Source organism: Polaromonas sp. P1_E11 (genome assembly GCF_056405995.1).
Genome location: NZ_JBFUBA010000002.1, coordinates 665,399 through 682,826, shown reverse-complemented (window position 1 = coordinate 682,826; position 17,428 = coordinate 665,399). Strand labels below are relative to the sequence as shown.

17 protein-coding genes and 3 tRNA genes are annotated in these 17,428 nt (G+C 62.0%); 14 read left to right on the top strand and 6 right to left on the bottom strand.

Annotation, left to right across the window (positions count from 1 at the left end):
- Positions 1–37 precede the first annotated feature (37 nt).
- Together argG and ppnP are read right to left on the bottom strand one after the other, a co-directional pair.
- Positions 38–1,369 (bottom strand): argininosuccinate synthase, encoded by a 1,332-nt coding sequence (argG, locus tag AC1D11_RS10720; protein WP_457279903.1) that lies wholly within the window; start codon positions 1,367–1,369, stop codon positions 38–40.
- A 98-nt stretch (positions 1,370–1,467) separates the two neighbouring features.
- Entirely contained in the window at positions 1,468–1,794 is a 327-nt protein-coding gene (gene ppnP, locus AC1D11_RS10715; RefSeq protein WP_477650163.1) for a pyrimidine/purine nucleoside phosphorylase, read from the bottom strand.
- A 230-nt stretch (positions 1,795–2,024) separates the two neighbouring features.
- Here ppnP and AC1D11_RS10710 point away from each other — a divergent pair, with 230 nt between their 5' ends.
- Both AC1D11_RS10710 and AC1D11_RS10705 read left to right on the top strand, forming a co-directional pair.
- Entirely contained in the window at positions 2,025–2,600 is a 576-nt protein-coding gene (locus tag AC1D11_RS10710; RefSeq protein WP_477650164.1) for an RNA polymerase sigma factor, read from the top strand.
- Entirely contained in the window at positions 2,600–3,370 is a 771-nt protein-coding gene (locus AC1D11_RS10705; RefSeq protein WP_477650165.1) for an anti-sigma factor, read from the top strand. Before AC1D11_RS10710 ends, AC1D11_RS10705 begins: the two co-directional genes overlap by 1 nt.
- A 75-nt stretch (positions 3,371–3,445) precedes the next feature.
- On the opposite strand, the gene AC1D11_RS10700 is transcribed toward AC1D11_RS10705, so the two are convergent.
- Positions 3,446–4,153: a glycine zipper 2TM domain-containing protein gene (locus AC1D11_RS10700; RefSeq protein WP_477646432.1), complete on the bottom strand. Its 708-nt coding sequence runs from the start codon at positions 4,151–4,153 to the stop codon at positions 3,446–3,448.
- A 206-nt stretch (positions 4,154–4,359) separates the two neighbouring features.
- On the bottom strand, positions 4,360–4,704 hold the full coding sequence (locus AC1D11_RS10695; RefSeq protein ID WP_477651016.1) for an ArsC family reductase: 345 nt from the start codon (positions 4,702–4,704) through the stop codon (positions 4,360–4,362).
- A gap of 190 nt (positions 4,705–4,894) precedes the next feature.
- Between AC1D11_RS10695 and pip the strand changes: the two genes are divergently transcribed.
- From pip to AC1D11_RS10645, 10 genes are all read left to right on the top strand, one after another.
- Positions 4,895–5,866: a prolyl aminopeptidase gene (gene pip, locus AC1D11_RS10690; protein WP_477646430.1), complete on the top strand. Its 972-nt coding sequence runs from the start codon at positions 4,895–4,897 to the stop codon at positions 5,864–5,866.
- Positions 5,867–5,999: 133 nt separating this feature from the next.
- Positions 6,000–7,310, top strand: coding sequence for a bifunctional tetrahydrofolate synthase/dihydrofolate synthase (gene folC / locus AC1D11_RS10685; protein WP_477646429.1), 1,311 nt, complete (start codon positions 6,000–6,002; stop codon positions 7,308–7,310).
- 91 nt (positions 7,311–7,401) lie between these two features.
- The gene (locus AC1D11_RS10680) at positions 7,402–8,205 is read left to right on the top strand and encodes an SPOR domain-containing protein (RefSeq protein WP_477646428.1); all 804 of its coding nucleotides are present in this window, start codon (positions 7,402–7,404) and stop codon (positions 8,203–8,205) included.
- A gap of 19 nt (positions 8,206–8,224) precedes the next feature.
- Positions 8,225–8,710 (top strand): CvpA family protein, encoded by a 486-nt coding sequence (locus tag AC1D11_RS10675; protein ID WP_477646427.1) that lies wholly within the window; start codon positions 8,225–8,227, stop codon positions 8,708–8,710.
- A gap of 34 nt (positions 8,711–8,744) precedes the next feature.
- Positions 8,745–10,274: an amidophosphoribosyltransferase gene (purF, locus tag AC1D11_RS10670; RefSeq protein WP_477646426.1), complete on the top strand. Its 1,530-nt coding sequence runs from the start codon at positions 8,745–8,747 to the stop codon at positions 10,272–10,274.
- Positions 10,275–10,278: 4 nt separating this feature from the next.
- Positions 10,279–11,493 carry an O-succinylhomoserine sulfhydrylase gene (locus AC1D11_RS10665; RefSeq protein WP_477646425.1) on the top strand — a complete coding sequence of 405 codons (1,215 nt, stop codon included), beginning with the start codon at positions 10,279–10,281 and terminating at the stop codon, positions 11,491–11,493.
- A 16-nt stretch (positions 11,494–11,509) separates the two neighbouring features.
- The gene (gltX, locus tag AC1D11_RS10660) at positions 11,510–12,904 is read left to right on the top strand and encodes a glutamate--tRNA ligase (RefSeq protein WP_477646424.1); all 1,395 of its coding nucleotides are present in this window, start codon (positions 11,510–11,512) and stop codon (positions 12,902–12,904) included.
- Between the two features lie 74 nt (positions 12,905–12,978).
- Positions 12,979–13,054: transfer RNA gene (locus tag AC1D11_RS10655), tRNA-Ala, on the top strand.
- Positions 13,055–13,137: 83 nt separating this feature from the next.
- A tRNA-Glu gene (locus tag AC1D11_RS10650) sits at positions 13,138–13,213 on the top strand.
- A gap of 104 nt (positions 13,214–13,317) precedes the next feature.
- Positions 13,318–13,394 (top strand) — tRNA-Asp (locus tag AC1D11_RS10645).
- 122 nt (positions 13,395–13,516) lie between these two features.
- On the opposite strand, the gene AC1D11_RS10640 is transcribed toward AC1D11_RS10645, so the two are convergent.
- Both AC1D11_RS10640 and AC1D11_RS10635 read right to left on the bottom strand, forming a co-directional pair.
- The gene (locus tag AC1D11_RS10640; protein WP_477651015.1) at positions 13,517–14,701 is read right to left on the bottom strand and encodes an ABC transporter substrate-binding protein; all 1,185 of its coding nucleotides are present in this window, start codon (positions 14,699–14,701) and stop codon (positions 13,517–13,519) included.
- A gap of 83 nt (positions 14,702–14,784) precedes the next feature.
- Complete coding sequence (locus tag AC1D11_RS10635) at positions 14,785–15,771, bottom strand: Bug family tripartite tricarboxylate transporter substrate binding protein (RefSeq protein ID WP_477651042.1); 987 nt, start codon at positions 15,769–15,771, stop codon at positions 14,785–14,787.
- A gap of 271 nt (positions 15,772–16,042) precedes the next feature.
- Between AC1D11_RS10635 and AC1D11_RS10630 the strand changes: the two genes are divergently transcribed.
- Positions 16,043–16,537 carry an Lrp/AsnC family transcriptional regulator gene (locus AC1D11_RS10630; RefSeq protein ID WP_477646422.1) on the top strand — a complete coding sequence of 165 codons (495 nt, stop codon included), beginning with the start codon at positions 16,043–16,045 and terminating at the stop codon, positions 16,535–16,537.
- 288 nt (positions 16,538–16,825) lie between these two features.
- Positions 16,826–17,404 carry a sigma-70 family RNA polymerase sigma factor gene (locus AC1D11_RS10625; RefSeq protein ID WP_477646421.1) on the top strand — a complete coding sequence of 193 codons (579 nt, stop codon included), beginning with the start codon at positions 16,826–16,828 and terminating at the stop codon, positions 17,402–17,404.
- Positions 17,405–17,428 lie beyond the last annotated feature (24 nt).

Below are 17,428 nucleotides of genomic sequence, written 5' to 3'. Positions count from 1 at the left end.
CACTTGGCGGGCTTTTTTCTTTAAGGCTTGAGTTGGCTTACTTACCGAGCTTCAAAAAGTCATCCCCCTTGCCCAGCTCCAGCATCCCAGCGTTGGAATAAATCCCCAGCTTGGCCCGCGTATCCGTGATGTCCAGATTGCGCATGGTCAGTTGCCCAATACGGTCCAGCGGCGAGAACGGCGCGTCTTCCACCTTCTCCATGCTCAGACGCTCAGGCGCGTAGGTGAGGTTGGGTGACTCGGTGTTCAAGAGCGAGTAATCGTTGCCGCGGCGCAGTTCCAGCGTCACGGTGCCGGTGATGGCGCTGGCGATCCAGCGTTGGGCGGTTTCGCGCAGCATGATGGCCTGGCTGTCGAACCAGCGGCCTTGGTACAGCAGGCGGCCGAGCTTGCGGCCGTTGTCGCGGTATTGCTCGATGGTGTCTTCGTTGTGGATGCCGGTGACCAGGCGCTCGTAGGCGATGAAGAGCAGCGCCAGGCCAGGGGCTTCGTAGATGCCGCGGCTCTTGGCTTCGATGATGCGGTTTTCGATCTGGTCGCTCATGCCCAGGCCGTGGCGGCCGCCGATTTCGTTGGCCTTGAGGATCAGGCTCACGAGGTCGGGGTATGCAACGCCGTTCAGGGCGACGGGGCGGCCTTCTTCAAAGGTCACGCTGACTTCTTCGGCCTTGACGACGCAGTCGTCCTTCCAGAACGGCACGCCCATGATGGGGTTGACGATCTTGATGCCGCTGTTGAGGTTTTCCAGGTCTTTGGCTTCGTGCGTGGCGCCCAGCATGTTGCTGTCGGTGCTGTAGGCTTTTTCGGCGCTCATCTTGTAGCCAAAGCCGTTGGCTGTCATGAACGCGCTCATCTCGGCGCGGCCGCCCAGTTCGTCGATGAACTGCTGGTCCAGCCAGGGTTTGTAGATCTTCAGCGCGGGGTTGGTCAAGAGGCCGTAGCGGTAGAAGCGCTCGATGTCATTGCCCTTGAAGGTGGAGCCATCTCCCCAGATGTTCACGTCGTCCTGCTTCATGGCAGACACCAGCATCGTGCCCGTTACAGCGCGGCCCAGCGGCGTGGTGTTGAAGTAGGTGACGCCGGCGGTGGTGATGTGGAAGGCGCCAGACTGCAGCGCAGCAATGCCTTCAGCGGCGAGCTGTGGGCGGCAGTCGACCAGGCGGGCCTTGATGGCGCCGTATTCCATGGCCTTGCGCGGGATCTCGTCGTAGTCGGCCTCGTCGGGCTGGCCCAGGTTGGCGGTATAGGCGTAGGGCAGGGCGCCCTTCTGTTTCATCCACAACAGCGCGGCGCTGGTGTCCAGGCCGCCAGAGAACGCGATGCCGACCTTTTGGTTGGCGGGGATGTTTTGCAGAATGGTGTTAGACATGTTTTAGGCCTGAATATCGCTGTAAGCCGCGCAGAACGGGCGCGAGCAGCTATGAAAAAAGGAGCGAAGGATCGGTTGAGGGTGGACTTAGACGCTTTTTAGCCGAAATGGCAGATGTAGTGATAAGCCGCTTCGCCCGCTGCAACGCGGATTTCGAATTTGGCGTTGCCGGGCACGCTGAATTTTTCGCCTGCCGAGGATTTGACCCAACTGTCGCTGCCGGCAAGCTTGTATTCACAGGCGCCGGCCACGCATTCCATGATCTCGGGCGCGCCGGTGTTGAAGGTCAGGGTGGCCGGCAGGATCACGCCGACCGATTTTTTGGTGCCGTCGGCCAGCGTGATGCCGTGGCTCACGCATTTGCCGTCAAAGTAGACGTTGGCCTTGGTGATCACGCTGATGTTGTCGATTTTTTCGGTAGGCATGGGAAGGTGCTGAAAAGAGACTGAAAGAGGCGGAAAGAGACAGGAAGAGACGAAAGGGGCTGTTCCGGGCTGTGGGAAAGCACCGCATGGCGCCCAAACCGTTGATTTTAGGTCACCCGGAGCCCTTCGCCGGGCCCGCGGTGAATCCGGTTGGCCCTTTGTGGCGTATCCCCAGTACCCGCCGCCTGCCGGTGTTTCCCGATAGCCACCAATGCCTGACAATGTTCTTCATGAAGCCAGAAAGCCCGGACAGACAATTGATCGCACTGATTGACCGCGTGGCCCAGGCCGATGAGTCAGCCCTGCGGGAGCTGTATGAGCTGACTTCGTCCAAGCTCTACGGTGTCGCGATTCGTGTGGTGACCAACCGTGAATGGGCCGAAGACGTGTTGCAGGAGGCCTTTTTCAACATCTGGCGCATCGCAGGCGACTACAAGGCGACCCTGTCACCGCCCATGGCCTGGATGGCGCTGGTGGTGCGCAGCCGCGGCCTGGATTTTTTGCGGCGCCGGGCTTCGGACCGGGCCGACCTGATGCAGGAACTTGACGACGTGATTTCCGACACGGTGGCCGGCGACTCGCCCAACCCGATGGACACCACACAGGCCAGCGAACAGGCCTGGGCTTTGCATCAGTGCCTGGGCCAACTGGAGCACAAGCAGCGTGAAGTGGTGAGCCTGGCGTATTTGCGGGATTTGAGTCATGGGGAGCTGGCTGAGCAGCTGAAGCTGCCTCTGGGCACTGTCAAAACATGGATCCGGCGCGGACTGGAACAGCTTCGCGGCTGCATGGCGAGGTTTGCCTGATGAATTTACAAAGTAATCCCACCCTGATGGAGCAACTCGCGGCCAGCTATGCGCTGGGCACCTTGCGCGGCGGTGCGCGTCGCCGGTTTGAGACGTTGGCACGTGACAACGCGACCTTGCGCGCCGCGGCGCTGGTCTGGCAAAGCCGCCTGTCGTCGGTGGCCGAATTGCAGCCGCAAGAGGCGCCCAGCCCGGTGGTCTGGAAACGCATTGAAAACCTGGTGCGGGCCGACAAGGAGGCGCGCGCCATGCAGGCGGCGCGGGCCGCTCCGAGTGCCATGGGTTGGTGGTCCAGCCTGGGCCTGTGGCGCGGCGGGGCTGTGGCGGGCGCACTCGCGACTGCAGCGGCGGTTGTCGTGGGGCTGAACGTGAACGGCCGGCTGAGCGGGCAGGTGAGCGAACTGACCGCCAAACTGACAGCCACGCCCGAGATCGAATACGTGGCCGTACTGACGGATGACAAGGCTTCGGCGTCGCTGTTGGTGACGTTTGACCCGAAGAACAAAACGCTGGTGCTCAAGCGTGTAGGCGGCTTCAGGGAGCAGCCTGACAAGTCCCTGGAACTCTGGGCTTTGCCGCCCGGCGCGGCGCCCAAATCATTGGGTGTGATGAGTGCGGACCCGGTGGTGCGCCTGACCGCCGCGGGCACCGACATGCGCCAGGTGCCGACACTGGCGATCACGCTGGAGCCCAAGGGTGGCGTGCCGCCGGGCAGCGGGCCGACCGGGCCGGTGCTGTTCAAGGGTGCGCTGATCGAAACGCCCAAATAGCAACAGTCGAATATTCGCGGACAGCAAAAAGGGGCGTTGCGAACGCCCCTTTTTTTGGTTCTGCCGGACCGCGATTTAACGCCAGTGACGGTGACCACCATAGCCCCGGCTGTAACCGAAGTTCAGCGACAGGCCGATAGGTGCGTAGTACGGCTGGTAATAGGGACGGGGGTAGTAAGCCGGGTAAACCACCGGCTGCTCCGCGTAAGTCACGGCAGGCTGCACGTACACCGGCTGGGGTGCCGGTTGCACATAGGTCTGGGGCTGCTGCGGCGCAGACTGGAAGGTCTGCGGCGCAGGCGCCATGGCACCGACCGGCGTGACCTGCAGGCGTACATACTGGCCCGGGTCGGTGGCCATCTGCGTGCTGTACTGCGTACCCTGGTATTCGTACACCACGTTGTAGTGGCTGGGGCGGTTTTCGTAGTAGGTTTGCGTCGCGCACTGCTGCACGTTTTGAACCTGGTTGTTTGAGCCTTCGATGCGGTCGCCAACGATGGCACCGCCCACCAGGCCGATCATGGTGGCGACGGCACGGCCACCGCCATTGCCGATGGCGTTACCGGCTGCACCGCCCGCAAGGGCGCCCATCAGCGCGCCTGCGCCCGAGTTCGGTTGCTGGACGACGACGGGTTGGTTGCTGCAGACCTGGCGCGGTACGGCCACTTGCTGCACCACCGGCGTGCTTGAAATCACCCGGGCCAGGATGTCCATGGCGAAGGCGGGTACAGCTGCCAACCCGGAGGCGGCGGCCAGAGCAGAGAGAACAAGCGCTTTTTTCATGATTCGACCCTTTTCAGCACGTGGCTGAAGTTGCACCGCCAAAGGGCTCACCCTGGTCGGGTGATGGCTCGGGTGGCAAACGTAATTTTAGTAAGTCAGAGTCATTTTGGGGTGCGGAGTTCGGTAAATCGACGGTAAAGCTGCCCTTTTAGTCTCTCTGGAGGCAAAACAGGCTGCAAAACGTGACCGGTTGGCCTGCCGTGCGTTCAAACCCTCGCCGCCCAGCCCTGGGCGTCAAAACCCACTGTGATGTCTTTGCCCCAGTCCACCACGGGCCGCTTGATGACGCTGGGATTGGCCAGCATCAGCGTTTGGGCGCTGGCGCTGTCATGCACGTTGGCCTGCAGCGCCGGGTCCAGCTTTCGCCAGGTGGTGCCCTGGCGGTTCAGCAGCTTTTCCCAGCCTGCCGCCTGGGCCCATCGCGTCAGCTGGTCGGGCGGCACGCCCTGCTTCTTGAAATCGTGAAACTGGTAGTCAACACCTTGTTCGACTAGCCATGTGCGGGCCTTTTTGACGGTGTCGCAATTGGGGATGCCGTAAAGAATGATCATGGCCGGATTTTCGCAGATTTAAGGGAAACAGGCCTTCCCGCCAAGCGGGACGAGCGCGAGCAGCTATCAAATTAGTAGCGTTAACGCAAAGACAGGCAAGGGGCTGGGCGCGTGGGCAGGCCTTTGGCAAGGCTGGAATAATGAAGAACGCCGACCGGCTCAACCTTTTTTTGTATGGATGCCTTGCCCCATGACCGCTGCTTCAGCCACGCGCACTGCCCCCGCCGTTCTTTACCCGCCTCTCGAACCCTTTCGCACAGGCATTCTTGAAACCGGTGACGGCCATTCGGTGTACTGGGAGTTGTGCGGCAACCCCAAAGGAAAGCCGGCAGTGTTTTTGCATGGTGGTCCGGGCGCGGGCTGCTCGCCCGAGCATCGCCGCCTGTTTGATCCCGAACGCTATTGCGTGTTGCTGTTCGACCAACGCGGTTGCGGCCGCTCCCGCCCCAGTGCCTCGCTGGACAACAACACCACCTGGCACCTGGTGGCCGACATCGAGCGCTTGCGCACCCTGCTGGGTGTGGAGCGCTGGCTGGTGTTCGGCGGCTCCTGGGGCAGCGCACTGGCGCTGGCTTATGCGCAGGCCCATCCGGCCCGCGTGTCGGCGCTCATTGTGCGGGGCATCTTTGCGCTGCGCCGCGCCGAGCTGCTCTGGTACTACCAGGAGGGGGCGTCCTGGTTGTTCCCTGATTTGTGGGAAGAGTTCATCAAACCCATTCCCCAGGCGGAGCGCGGCGACCTGATTGCCGCCTACCGCAAACGCCTGGTGGGCGCCGATCGGGCTGCGCAACTGGCGGCTGCCCGCGCCTGGAGCCTGTGGGAAGGCCAGACGATTACATTGTTGCCCGACCCGTCTTTTACCGCCCAGCATGGTGACGACGCCTTTGCCCTGGCGTTCGCCCGCATCGAAAACCATTATTTTGTGCATGCCGGCTGGCTCGAAGAGGGACAGCTCATTCGCGACGCGCACAAGCTGGCCGGGATTCCCGGTGTCATCGTGCAGGGCCGCTACGACGTGGCCACGCCGGCCAAAACCGCGTGGGACCTGCACCGTGCCTGGCCGGAAGCCGAATTCCACATGATCGACAACGCCGGCCACGCCTTCAACGAGCCCGGCATCCTGCGCCAGCTAATAGCCGCGACAGACCGTTTCGCCAAATAGCTTGAACACCCCCGTTGACGCTCACTGCGTGTAGCGTCCTCCCCCCTTGCAGGGGGCGGCGCCTGCGACCGGCAGAGCCGGACCGCGGCCCCTGCTGAAAGGAAAAGGGCAGTTTGCGACAATGGTGGGCTGTATGCAAAAACTCTCAACTCTCGACGACTGGCTCGCCTATTGCGAGCACCTGCACCCTGTGGGCATCGACATGGGCCTGACGCGCATCAGTGCTGTGGCCAGGCGCATGGGCCTGGCCTTTGACTGCCCCATCATCACGGTGGCCGGCACCAACGGCAAAGGCTCGACCTGCGCGATGCTTGAAGCCATCTTGCTTGAGGCCGGCTACCGCACCGGCGTCTTCACTTCGCCGCACCTGGTGCATTTTGAAGAGCGCTGCCGGGTGCGCGGCGACATCGTGAAGGCTGACGAGCTGGTTGCGCAATTCGCGCGCGTCGAGGCGGCGCGCACGCAGGGCGGTGACGCGATCTCTCTCACCTACTTTGAATTCACGACCCTGGCCATCCTGCAGCTGCTGGCCGACGCAAAGCTCGACGTGGTCATCCTCGAAGTCGGCCTGGGCGGCCGGCTGGACGCCGTCAACATGCTGGACGCCGACTGCGCGGTGATCACCAGCATCGACCTGGACCACATGGAATACCTGGGCCCTGACCGTGAAAGCATTGGCCGCGAAAAGGCCGGCATCATGCGCGCCGGCAAGCCGGTCATCGTGAGCGATCCGGTGCCGCCGCAAAGCATCATTGATCACGCCGCTGCAGTGGGCGCTGACTTGTGGCGTTTCGGCACCGACTTCAATTTCTCGGGCGACAAGCAGCAGTGGGGCTGGGCAGGGCGCGGGCGCAGGTACGCCGGCCTGGCGTACCCGGCGCTGCGCGGCGCCAACCAGCTCGTCAATGCCTCCGGCGTGCTGGCAGCGCTGACGGCTTTGCGTGAGCGCCTGCCGATCACCGCCCAGGCAGTGCGCAACGGCTTGTCAATGGTCGAACTGCCGGGGCGCTTCCAGATCGTGCCCGGCCAGCCCACGCTGGTGCTGGATGTGGCGCACAACCCGCACTCGGTGGCCGCGCTGGCCGAAAACCTCGATGCCATGGGCTTTTACCCCTGTACGCACGCCGTGTTTGGCGCCATGGCCGACAAGGACCTCGCGCCCATGCTGGCGCGGGTGGCGCCGCTCATCGACAAGTGGTATTTCACCGATTTGCCGACACCGCGGGCCGCTTCTGCCGAGGATTTGCAGGCCAGGTGGACGGCGGCCAATACCCGCCCTGATGCAAGCGCCGGCACTTACAAATCCCCCGAAGCGGCGCTGCAGGCGGCGGTCGGGGCCGCAACCCCCGCTGATAGAATTGTCGTGTTCGGCTCCTTCTATACGGTGGGCGGCATTTTGAAGGACGGTGTGCCGCGTCTTTCGGCCCCGCACCTGGCCGCCTGAGACCGGACAAGCGGCCCGCAACGCGTTCAAAAAAGGGCCGTCAGCCCGCGTTCACCGTTAACGTCACCCCTTATCGGATCCAAGCCACACCATGCCGTTTTTCAACTTCCGCCGGGGCGGCTCCAACGCTGCCTCCAATGCCGGGTCAGCCGCTCAAACGGAAAGCGTGGAAGTGATTCGCAAGCGCGCCAAACACCGGCTGATCGGTTCTGCCGTGCTGGTGCTGATCGGCGTGTTGGGTTTCCCGCTGCTGTTTGACACCCAGCCCCGGCCCATTCCGGTCGACATCCCGATTGAAATTCCCGGCAAAGGCACGGTCAAGCCCCTGGTGATTCCCGGGCCCGGTGCCCCGGCAGCCACTTCCGCATCTGCCCCCAAGGTGGCCGACAAGCCCGCCGAAAAAGTAACCGCTGACGCCAGCCTGGCGCCCAGGGAAGAAATTCTTTCATCAAAACCGGCTCCAGCCCTTGCTGCATCTGCGCCACCAGCTATCAAAAATGAAGCAAAGCCGGAAGCCAAACCCGAGGTGAAACCTCCGGTCAAACCGGAAGCCAAGCCAGAAACCAAGCCGGCCAAGCCCGCTGCGAACGATGACGCCACGCGTGCCGCCGCGCTGCTGAATGGCACTGCCGTGCCGGCCGCCAAACCGTCTGCCAGCGAGGCTGACGGCCGCTTTGTCGTTCAGGTCGGTGCGTTTGCTGATGTGGCCAAGGCCCGCGAAGCGCGCCTGAAGGTGGAAAAGGCGGGCCTGAAAACCTATACGCAAGTGGCGGAAACCAAAGACGGCAAGCGCATCCGGGTCCGCGTGGGCCCATTTGCCACCAAGGCCGAGGCCGACAAGGCGGCGGTCAAGATCAAGGCCCTTGATTTACCCGCTGCCATCCTGACCTTGTAAGCAACTCAGTTGGTGTTTCGTGACAGCTGTTGACTGGATTTTGCTGGGAGTGCTGGTCTTTTCCATGCTCCTGGGCGCCTGGCGGGGCCTGGTGTACGAGGTGTTGTCGGTGCTGGGGTGGGCGGTGTCGTTTTATGTGGCGCAATGGTTTGCGCCGGACCTTGCCGCCAGGCTGCCGCTGCAGTCCGCTGGTGATCCGGTGCGCTATGCGGCGGCTTTTTTGCTGATATTTATTGCGGCGGTGTTTGCGGCGGGGTTGCTGGCTTTTTTGCTGAAGAAACTGGTGGCGGCCATCGGCCTGGCGCCGATAGACAGGGTGCTGGGGGCTGGTTTTGGTGTGTTGCGCGGCATTATTTTGCTGCTGGCCGCCACAGTGGTCATCAACATGACGGCGTTGAAGTCCAGTGACTGGTGGGTGCAGTCCAACGGTGCGCCGATGTTGACGGCCATGCTCAAAGCCCTGAAGCCGGTATTGCCCGAACAGTTTGCCAAGTATTTAATTTAACTTTGAAGAGTCAACTCATCATGATCGGAACACCATGTGCGGGATAGTCGGCGTCGTCAGCAAAGCCCCGGTCAATCAACTGATTTATGACGGCCTGTTGCTGCTGCAGCATCGCGGCCAGGATGCCGCGGGCATCGTCACGCAGCAGGGGCGCAAGTTCTACATGCACAAGGCCAAGGGCATGGTGCGCGACGTGTTTCGCACCCGCAATATGCGCGCACTGCCGGGCACGGTGGGCCTGGGCCAGGTGCGCTACCCCACGGCAGGCAACGCCTACAGCGAAGACGAGGCCCAGCCGTTTTACGTCAACGCGCCGTTCGGCCTGGTGCTGTCGCACAACGGCAACCTGACCAACGCGGCCGAGCTGAAGGCCGAGCTCTTCAACACCGACCACCGCCACATCAATACCGACAGCGACTCTGAAGTGCTGCTCAATGTGCTGGCGCACGAACTCGAAAAAACCACACGCGGCCTGCCGCTCAAGCCGGTTGATGTGTTCGCCGCCGTGCGCGGCGTGCACAAGCGTGTGAAGGGCTCTTATGCCGTGGTGGCGCTGATCGCCGGCCACGGCCTGCTGGCGTTTCGCGACCCGTTCGGTATCCGGCCGCTGTGCATAGGGCACGGGCAGAACGAAGACGGAAAGACCGTGATGGTGGCCAGCGAATCGGTGGCGCTGGAAGGCACGTCGCACCAGTTCGAACGCGACATCGCGCCGGGCGAAGCTGTGTACGTGGACCTGGAGGGCAATGTGCACGCCGAGCAGTGCGCAACCAATGCCAAGCTCAATCCCTGCATCTTCGAATTCGTCTACCTGGCGCGCCCCGACTCGGTGCTGGACGGCATCTCGGTCTACCAGGCCCGCCTGAACCTGGGCGAGACGCTGGCCAAACGCGTGGTCTCTACCGTGCCACCCAGCGAGATCGATGTGATCATCCCGATCCCCGAATCCAGCCGCCCCAGCGCCACGCAGCTGGCGCACCTGCTGGGCATTCCTTACCGTGAAGGTTTCGTCAAGAACCGTTACGTGGGCCGCACCTTCATCATGCCGGGGCAGGGCGTGCGCAAGAAGTCAGTGCGCCAGAAGCTCAACGTGATCGCCAGCGAGTTCAAGGGCCGTAACGTGCTGCTGGTCGACGATTCCATCGTGCGCGGCACCACCAGCCGCGAGATCGTGCAGATGGCGCGTGACGCCGGCGCGCGCAAGGTCTACCTTGCCAGCGCTGCGCCGCCCGTGCGCTTTCCCAATGTGTACGGCATTGACATGCCCACGCCTGATGAACTCGTGGCCCACGGCCGCACGATTGAAGAAATCCGTGAAGTCATTGGCTGCGACGCATTGATTTACCAGGACGTGGAAGGCATGAAGCGCGCCATTGGCTCACTCAACGGCAAGCTCGACGGCTTTGACGCCTCCTGCTTTGATGGCGTTTACATCACGGGCGACGTGACTGCAGAGACCATCGCAGCGATGAATTCCCAGCGCGCCGACACTGCCGAGAAGATTGGCGAAGACAGCGACGTGGACGTGTCCCGCCTGGCGCTGCCCAATCCGCAAGAAGCCTGAGCCCATGACGAAAAAACAATTGCCCGGCAACCTGCATCGCGACACGCTGGCCGTGCGCGTGGCGGTGGAGCCCAGCCAGCATGGTGAAAACTCCGAAGCGCTGTATCTGACCAGCGGTTTTGTGCAGCCCGACGCCGAGACCTCGGTGCGGCGCTTTGCCGACCCGACAGAAGGCTATACCTACGGCCGCACCTCCAACCCGACGGTTACCAGTTTTGAACGCCGCCTCGCCGCGATGGAGGGCACCGAAGCCGCCATCGGTGCCTCGACCGGCATGGGCGCGATCCTGATGATGTGCATGGGGCTGTTGAAGTCCGGCGACCACGTCATTTGTTCGCGTTCGATGTTCGGCTCGACGATCGCCCTGATAGGCCGCGAGTTCGGGAAGTTCGGCGTTGAAACCGCGTTTGTGTCGCAGACGGACGTCAGCGAGTGGAAGGCCGCATTGCGACCCGGCACCAAGCTGCTGTTTGCTGAAACCCCGACCAATCCGCTGACCGAAGTCTGCGACATCCGGGCGCTGGCTGATCTGGCGCACAGCGTGGGCGCGCTGCTTGCGGTGGACAACTGCTTTTGCTCACCGGCCCTGCAGCGTCCGGTGGAATTCGGCGCCGACCTCATCATGCATTCGGGCACCAAATACCTGGACGGCCAGGGCCGTGTGATGGCGGGTGCGCTCTGCGGCTCGTCCAAACTCATCGTTGATGTGTTCGGCCCGATCGTGCGCACCGCCGGCATGACGCTGGCGCCGTTCAACGCCTGGGTCGTGCTCAAGGGCCTGGAGACATTGAACATCCGCATGCAGGCACAGAGCGCCAACGCGCTGGCCGTTGCCAGATGGCTTGAAACGCAGCCTGCGGTTGCACGCGTTTATTACCCTGGTCTTGAATCGCATCCCCAGCATGAGCTGGCCATGCGCCAGCAATCTGGGCTGGGTGGCGCGGTGCTGTCGTTTGACGTGCGTGGCGACACACCGGAAGCGGCACGCGCCAATGCCTTCAAGGTGATCAACAGCACGCAGGTGCTCAGCATTGCGACCAATCTGGGCGACACCAAGACCATCATCAGCCATTCCGCCACCACGTCGCACGGGCGCCTGAGCGAAGAGCAGCGCCAGGCCGCCGGCATAGGCCAGGGCCTGGTTCGCGTGGCCGTCGGGCTCGACCACGTAGACGACATCAAGGCCGATCTTTCGCGCGGCCTGAGCCTTATCGTATGACTGCATGACTGCCCCAATGACCCAAAAGACAAGAACCCGTTTCGCTCCTTCCCCGACAGGCTTCATCCACCTCGGCAATATCCGCTCGGCGCTTTATCCCTGGGCTTTTGCGCGCGCCACCGGCGGCGACTTCGTTCTTCGCATCGAAGACACCGATGTCGAGCGCTCCAGCCAGGAAGCCGTCGACGTGATCATCGAAGGCATGCGCTGGCTGGGCCTGAACCACGACGAAGGCCCGTTCTTCCAGATGCAGCGCATGGACCGCTACAAGGCTGTGCTTGCGCAGATGCAGGTTGATGGCCTGGTCTACCCCTGCTACATGAGCGTGGCCGAGCTCGACGCCCTGCGTGAAAAGCAGATGGCCGCCAAAGAGAAACCACGCTACGACGGCACCTGGCGCCCTGCGCCTGGCAAGACCCTGCCGCCCGTGCCCGAAGGCGTGCAGCCCGTGCTGCGCTTCAAGAACCCGCAGGGCGGCAGCGTGGTGTGGGACGACAAGGTCAAGGGCCGCATCGAGATCAGCAACGACGAACTCGACGACCTGGTGATCGCGCGGCCCGATGGCACGCCGACCTACAACTTCTGCGTGGTGGTCGACGACATCGACATGGCCATGACCCACGTGATCCGCGGTGACGACCACGTGAACAACACGCCGCGCCAGATCAACATCTTTAAAGCGCTGGGCAAGGAGCCGCCGGTTTATGCCCATCTGCCGACCGTGCTCAATGAGCAGGGCGAAAAACTCAGCAAGCGCAACGGCGCCAAGCCGGTGACGCAGTACGCCGCCGAAGGCTATCTGCCCGATGCCATGGTCAATTACCTGGCGCGCCTGGGCTGGAGCCACGGCGACGACGAAATCTTCAGCCGCGAGCAGTTCATTGCGTGGTTCAACCTTGATCACCTGGGCAAGAGCGCCGCGCAGTTCGATGAAGCCAAGCTGCGCTGGGTCAATGCCCAGCACCTGAAGGCTACTGCAGATGACACGCTGGCAACGCTGGTGCAGCCCTTCCTGGCAGCCCAGGGCATTACCGGCGTGGACCCGGCGTGGGTGGCGCGCGGTTGCGGGCTTTTTAAAGACCGCTGCAGCACGCTGGTAGAGCTGGCCGGCTGGCTGCAACTGCTGGTGACCGGGGGCAAACCGAGCGCTGAAGACATCAGCACGCACGTCACGGAGGCGGTGCGTCCGGCCATTGCAAAACTGAGCAGTTCGCTGGTGGCCTGCGAGTGGACCAAGGCCGCGATCTCGGGCGCCATCAAACAGGTGCTGGCCGACACTGGCCTCAAGATGCCGCAGCTGGCAATGCCCGTGCGCGTGCTGGTCATGGGCACGCCGCAAACCCCGTCCCTCGACGCGATTCTGGAACTCATGAAGCGCGAAGATGTGGTCTCCCGGTTGAAGCTTGTTTGAGGATTTGAAATAGGCCAATTTTTCGGGCTATAATTCAAGGCTCGACAATTGCAGGGAAACCTCAATAACTTGACGGGGGTATAGCTCAGCTGGGAGAGCGCTTGCATGGCATGCAAGAGGTCAGCGGTTCGATCCCGCTTACCTCCACCAAAAGTTAAAAGTTAGTCGGGAAGAATTTGAAGTTTTGTGGGCTCATGTGAAAGCAGGGGCTCATCCGGAAGTTCCAAGGTTTTGACCCTATCGTCTAGAGGCCTAGGACACCACCCTTTCACGGTGGCTACAGGGGTTCGAATCCCCTTAGGGTCGCCAGAATTCATCACACCTTGCGTGTGATGCCCAAGGCGCAAGTTGACAACCGCCGGCCCGCAAGGGCCAAGCGACTTGGCTCGAAAGAGCGAATGTTGTCACTACCAGGAGTGGTAGTTCAGTTGGTTAGAATACCGGCCTGTCACGCCGGGGGTCGCGGGTTCGAGTCCCGTCCACTCCGCCAATATTGATAAGGGTTAGCAGGTAAGTATCTGCTAACCCTTTTCTCTTTTCCGGCCCTTGTTTCCTGACTGCGTCCTCAAGATTGGGTGAGTGGCGCAAAGCAGCGGCATCGACCCTGCCTTTCTATTGCCGGATTCTTCCGTTTCCACTGACGATTGTCATCTCCACGAAGCGCGAACCATTGCGCATCCCCGGGCGAAATCCGATGACATATCCTCCCAGGTCAAAGCTGTCCAGTCCATCCAGAGCGGAAGCAAAACCTTCACGGGTCACACGCGAGCCTTGCCGCCGGGCCGCTTCAACAATCACCTTGGCCGCGATGAAGCCTTCCATCATTGCGTAGCTGATCGGAACATCCTGCGCTCCGGCCGTTGCCGCGATGTCGTTGAACTCCTTGGAAAGCCGATTTGTCAGTTTGTAGGGGCTGGGCGTAACCTGGGCGATCGCGATGCCTTGCATTTGCTCGTCAGAAAGCCGTTTCGCCATCTGCTCAATGTCTGCGCCCGAGTGTGCAAACAACTGAGCCGTTCCTCCGGCCGAGCGGTATTTCTCAATAAAACCGGAAGCTGCGCCTCCACTTGCAATCATGATGATCGCCTGCGGCGAGGCTTGCAGCATGGCGTCAGCGGCGGCAGCCACGCGGCTGGTCCCGGCGTCATAACCCGCCGTTTGCACGATCCTGGCCTTGGCATTCGCCGCTGCTTCCTGTGCGGCGGCGATGAGTGGCGCAGCACCGGGGCCGTTTTCGTAAAACAAGCCAAGCCTGGTGATTCCGACTGTCGCCAGGTGCGCCGTGATTCTCGCAAGTTCGTCCCGCAATGTGGCGCGCACACCATAAAGTTGCGGAACGTCCAGATTCAGTTCGGTCGCGCGGAAGCCGACCAGCACGATGTGCTCGCGCTCAAATACGCCCGCGCTGACCAGCTGGGCGATATTGCGGCTTCCAAAGTAGCCGGCAAGCACCACGGGCTTGTCCTCGGCCAGAAGCGCGCGCGTTTGGGTGAGTGTTTCATCGGGACGTCCAGCATCGTCGCGGCGCGCCAGGATGAAGGTGTTTCCGTTGACCCCGCCCGCCTTGTTCACGGCGTTGAAATGCAACTGCATTCCGGCCGCGTAGGCACGGCCCTGGCTCGCGTCAATACCGGTCAATGGCGCCACCTGACCGACTACAAGCTGAGCGGCCAGCACGGACGACGTTATACCGCTTGCGATGACCAGGCCCGCCAGGCGGGCAATCAACTGACCAGTTCTCATTTCCAGTTTCCTTAACGTGGTCCAACTCGCACGTGCAACGCTTTCACCTGTCAAGCCTGAGGCTGTAGATAGTGAATCCAGCCCCACGGGTAACAATCAACCGGAGAAGGCCACGAGGTCCTTGCCGGCCGCCACTTTCAATCGATCCGGATGTTGGAACGCAGGGCAATCACGCGCATGCGGGGCAGCTCGTTTTCGATGCGCGCCGCAACCGTGGCAGCGGGCTCCCATGCGTGCTCGAGTCCGTTCGCGACGAGTTTTTCGCGAAGCTCTGGATCCTTCATGGTTTCAGCCAGCGCCTTCTGCAGCTTGGCTTTTACATCCGCCGGCACCCCCTTGGGCGTGGCAATGGCCAGCCAGGAATCGGCCGAGAAACCTTTGAAACCGCTCTCCGCCACAGTCGCCACCGTGGGCATTTGCGTCGCGCGGCTCTCGCCAGTGACGGCGATGGCTTTGATCCTCGGCTTGGCCGCCTTCAGCTGCGGCAGCGCCGCCGCGACGGTGTCAATCGAGAAGGGGATTTGGCCGGCCATCAAGTCGTTCATCGCCGGTGCGCTGCCTTTGTAAGCGATGTGCTGCAGCTTGATGCCAGCGGCGCTCCAGAGCATTTCGCCGGCGAAGTGCCCTGTGGTGCCGTTGCCGAACGACCCGTACACGTACTTGTCCGGCGCGGCGCGCACTGCTGTTATGAGTTGCTTCAGGTCGTTGATCGGGACATCGGCGTTGGCCAGCAAAACAAGGGGAACGCGCGCCACCATCCCGACAGGCTCGAAACTCTTGATCGGGTCGTAAGGCAGCTTGGGCATGAGCGCTGGATTCACCGTGAAGGTGGAACCAGAGCTGATCAGCAGCGTGTAGCCGTCCGGCGCCGCCTTGGCAACAAAAGCGGCGCCGACGACGGTGCCGGCGCCCGGCCGGTTGTCGATGACCACCGGCTGGCCCAGTCTTTCCGCCAGTTTCTTGGCGACCAGCCGCCCGGCGATGTCGGTGGCACCACCCGGCGGAAAAGGAATGACCAGCTGGACCGGCCGGGTTGGATAGCCCTGCGCGTGAACGCTGGCCCAGGGGGCCAGCAAGCCCAGCGCCATGGCCAGGAAGAAGCGCTTCTCATACCTTGGGTTCATCATCGTATTGCTCCTCTTTGATACGGCATGGGCCGCGTTGATCAACCGTTGCGAAACAGGAAACTGCAGGCATTGCGTTTCGAGATATCCAGAATTCCCAAGCGGCAAAGTTGGAGGGCATGTCGGAAATCCGCTTGAGGAGTCAAGGAAAGTCTATCGCCGAGGTGGCGCAACAGGGTTGCAACATAATTGACTTTTAAGATTAGTTATTCGAATAATTGGATTTGAAAACCTGGAGAAGTGTGTGATTAAGGAAAAACGAGAAATTAAAGTGCGTTTACAGAATGAAACAACTACCCCGCGGCCTGACCTGGACCGGGTTGATCGCGTGATCCTGCGCCTGCTCCAGCGCGATGCATCGATCTCCAATGTGGCACTGGCGGCCAAGGTACACCTGAGCCCCGCAGCCTGCTTGCGCCGGGTGGAGCGCCTGAAATCGATGGGCTTGGTACAGCGCATAGTCGCGTTGCTCAATCCTGCTTCGCTGAACCTTGGCATGCTGGTCGTGATCGGCGTGGTGTTGGACCGGTCCACACCGCAGTCCTTCGCCGACTTCGAAAAAGCGGTGCAGAAGGTGCCGGGCTGCCTGGAATGCGTGGTGGTGACGGGCGAGTTCGACTACTTCGTCACCGTTCGCACGCAGGACAACGAATCGTTTAACCGCCTGCATGCCGCGGAGCTGCTCTACCTCCCGGGAGTACGGCAGATCCGCACCTTCGTCGTGCTGAAGCAGGTGCTCTCAACGACGGAACTGCCTGTGATGTAGTTTTCGGGGTGTTGACAATCCCGATGAAGGTTGAAGCGCACCCGACCATAGACAACGCGCATTTCTTCGCTTCCTTCTTGCGATGTCTCGGGCCTTTGAGACCCGCATGTGAATTCACGAACCGCTGTTCAGCAAGGCAGCGTGGTATCAAAGGTAATGGTCTGGCCCGGTAGCACGCTTCGGTCATAATGAGAATAATTCCCATCTACGACGCGCGCCTGGTCAGCCACCGCCACATCTCGTCTGCCGCTTGAAGGGATCCGTCACCTCCATGGCAATGACCGACCTGTGCTTGAGCGCTATTACCAAGAACTGCTGAACTTCTGTTCCCGCACGGTGCGAAACCGCGATGCCGCGGCCGATGTCGTGCAGGAGAGCTATGCGCGCGTCCTGGCGGTGCAGCATTCGGGGCAGGCAGTGCCGGAACCGCGGGCGCTGCTGTATCGCACGGCGCGTAACCTGCAGATCGACCAGCATCGCCGCAGCGAGGTGCGGGGCGAGGCGCTGCATCCCGATGCCGAGGCCTCGGCCGCCGAGCTCGAGAGCCTCGCGGCGCCGCAGGCCTGCGAGCCCGATGCGGCGGCGTCTTCCGCGCAGGGGGTGAATGCGCTGCTGGCCACGATTGATGCCCTGCCTTTGCGCTGCCGCGAGGCTTTTATCCTGCACAAGTTTGACGGTCTGCCGCATGCGGAGGTGGCGGAGCAGATGGGCATCTCGCGCAAGATGGTCGAGCAGCACATCAAGCTGGCCATGGACGCCTGCAGGCGCTGCAAAGACACGCTCGACGGGGCGCCCGCCGCTGCCGGCCCTGCTTCTACCCCCATCTCTACCCCGGTGCTCCGACGAAGAAAACCCGCCCGCGAATGACTTCCGGCTTTCGAATGAATTTTT

Coding starts and splice junctions, on each gene's coding strand:
- argG (WP_457279903.1), bottom strand. CDS start 1,369: ATGTCTAACACCATTCTGCAAAACATCCCCGCCAACCAAAAGGTCGGC.
- ppnP (WP_477650163.1), bottom strand. CDS start 1,794: ATGCCTACCGAAAAAATCGACAACATCAGCGTGATCACCAAGGCCAAC.
- AC1D11_RS10710 (WP_477650164.1), top strand. CDS start 2,025: ATGAAGCCAGAAAGCCCGGACAGACAATTGATCGCACTGATTGACCGC.
- AC1D11_RS10705 (WP_477650165.1), top strand. CDS start 2,600: ATGAATTTACAAAGTAATCCCACCCTGATGGAGCAACTCGCGGCCAGC.
- AC1D11_RS10700 (WP_477646432.1), bottom strand. CDS start 4,153: ATGAAAAAAGCGCTTGTTCTCTCTGCTCTGGCCGCCGCCTCCGGGTTG.
- AC1D11_RS10695 (WP_477651016.1), bottom strand. CDS start 4,704: ATGATCATTCTTTACGGCATCCCCAATTGCGACACCGTCAAAAAGGCC.
- pip (WP_477646430.1), top strand. CDS start 4,895: ATGACCGCTGCTTCAGCCACGCGCACTGCCCCCGCCGTTCTTTACCCG.
- folC (WP_477646429.1), top strand. CDS start 6,000: ATGCAAAAACTCTCAACTCTCGACGACTGGCTCGCCTATTGCGAGCAC.
- AC1D11_RS10680 (WP_477646428.1), top strand. CDS start 7,402: ATGCCGTTTTTCAACTTCCGCCGGGGCGGCTCCAACGCTGCCTCCAAT.
- purF (WP_477646426.1), top strand. CDS start 8,745: ATGTGCGGGATAGTCGGCGTCGTCAGCAAAGCCCCGGTCAATCAACTG.
- AC1D11_RS10665 (WP_477646425.1), top strand. CDS start 10,279: ATGACGAAAAAACAATTGCCCGGCAACCTGCATCGCGACACGCTGGCC.
- gltX (WP_477646424.1), top strand. CDS start 11,510: ATGACCCAAAAGACAAGAACCCGTTTCGCTCCTTCCCCGACAGGCTTC.
- AC1D11_RS10635 (WP_477651042.1), bottom strand. CDS start 15,771: ATGAACCCAAGGTATGAGAAGCGCTTCTTCCTGGCCATGGCGCTGGGC.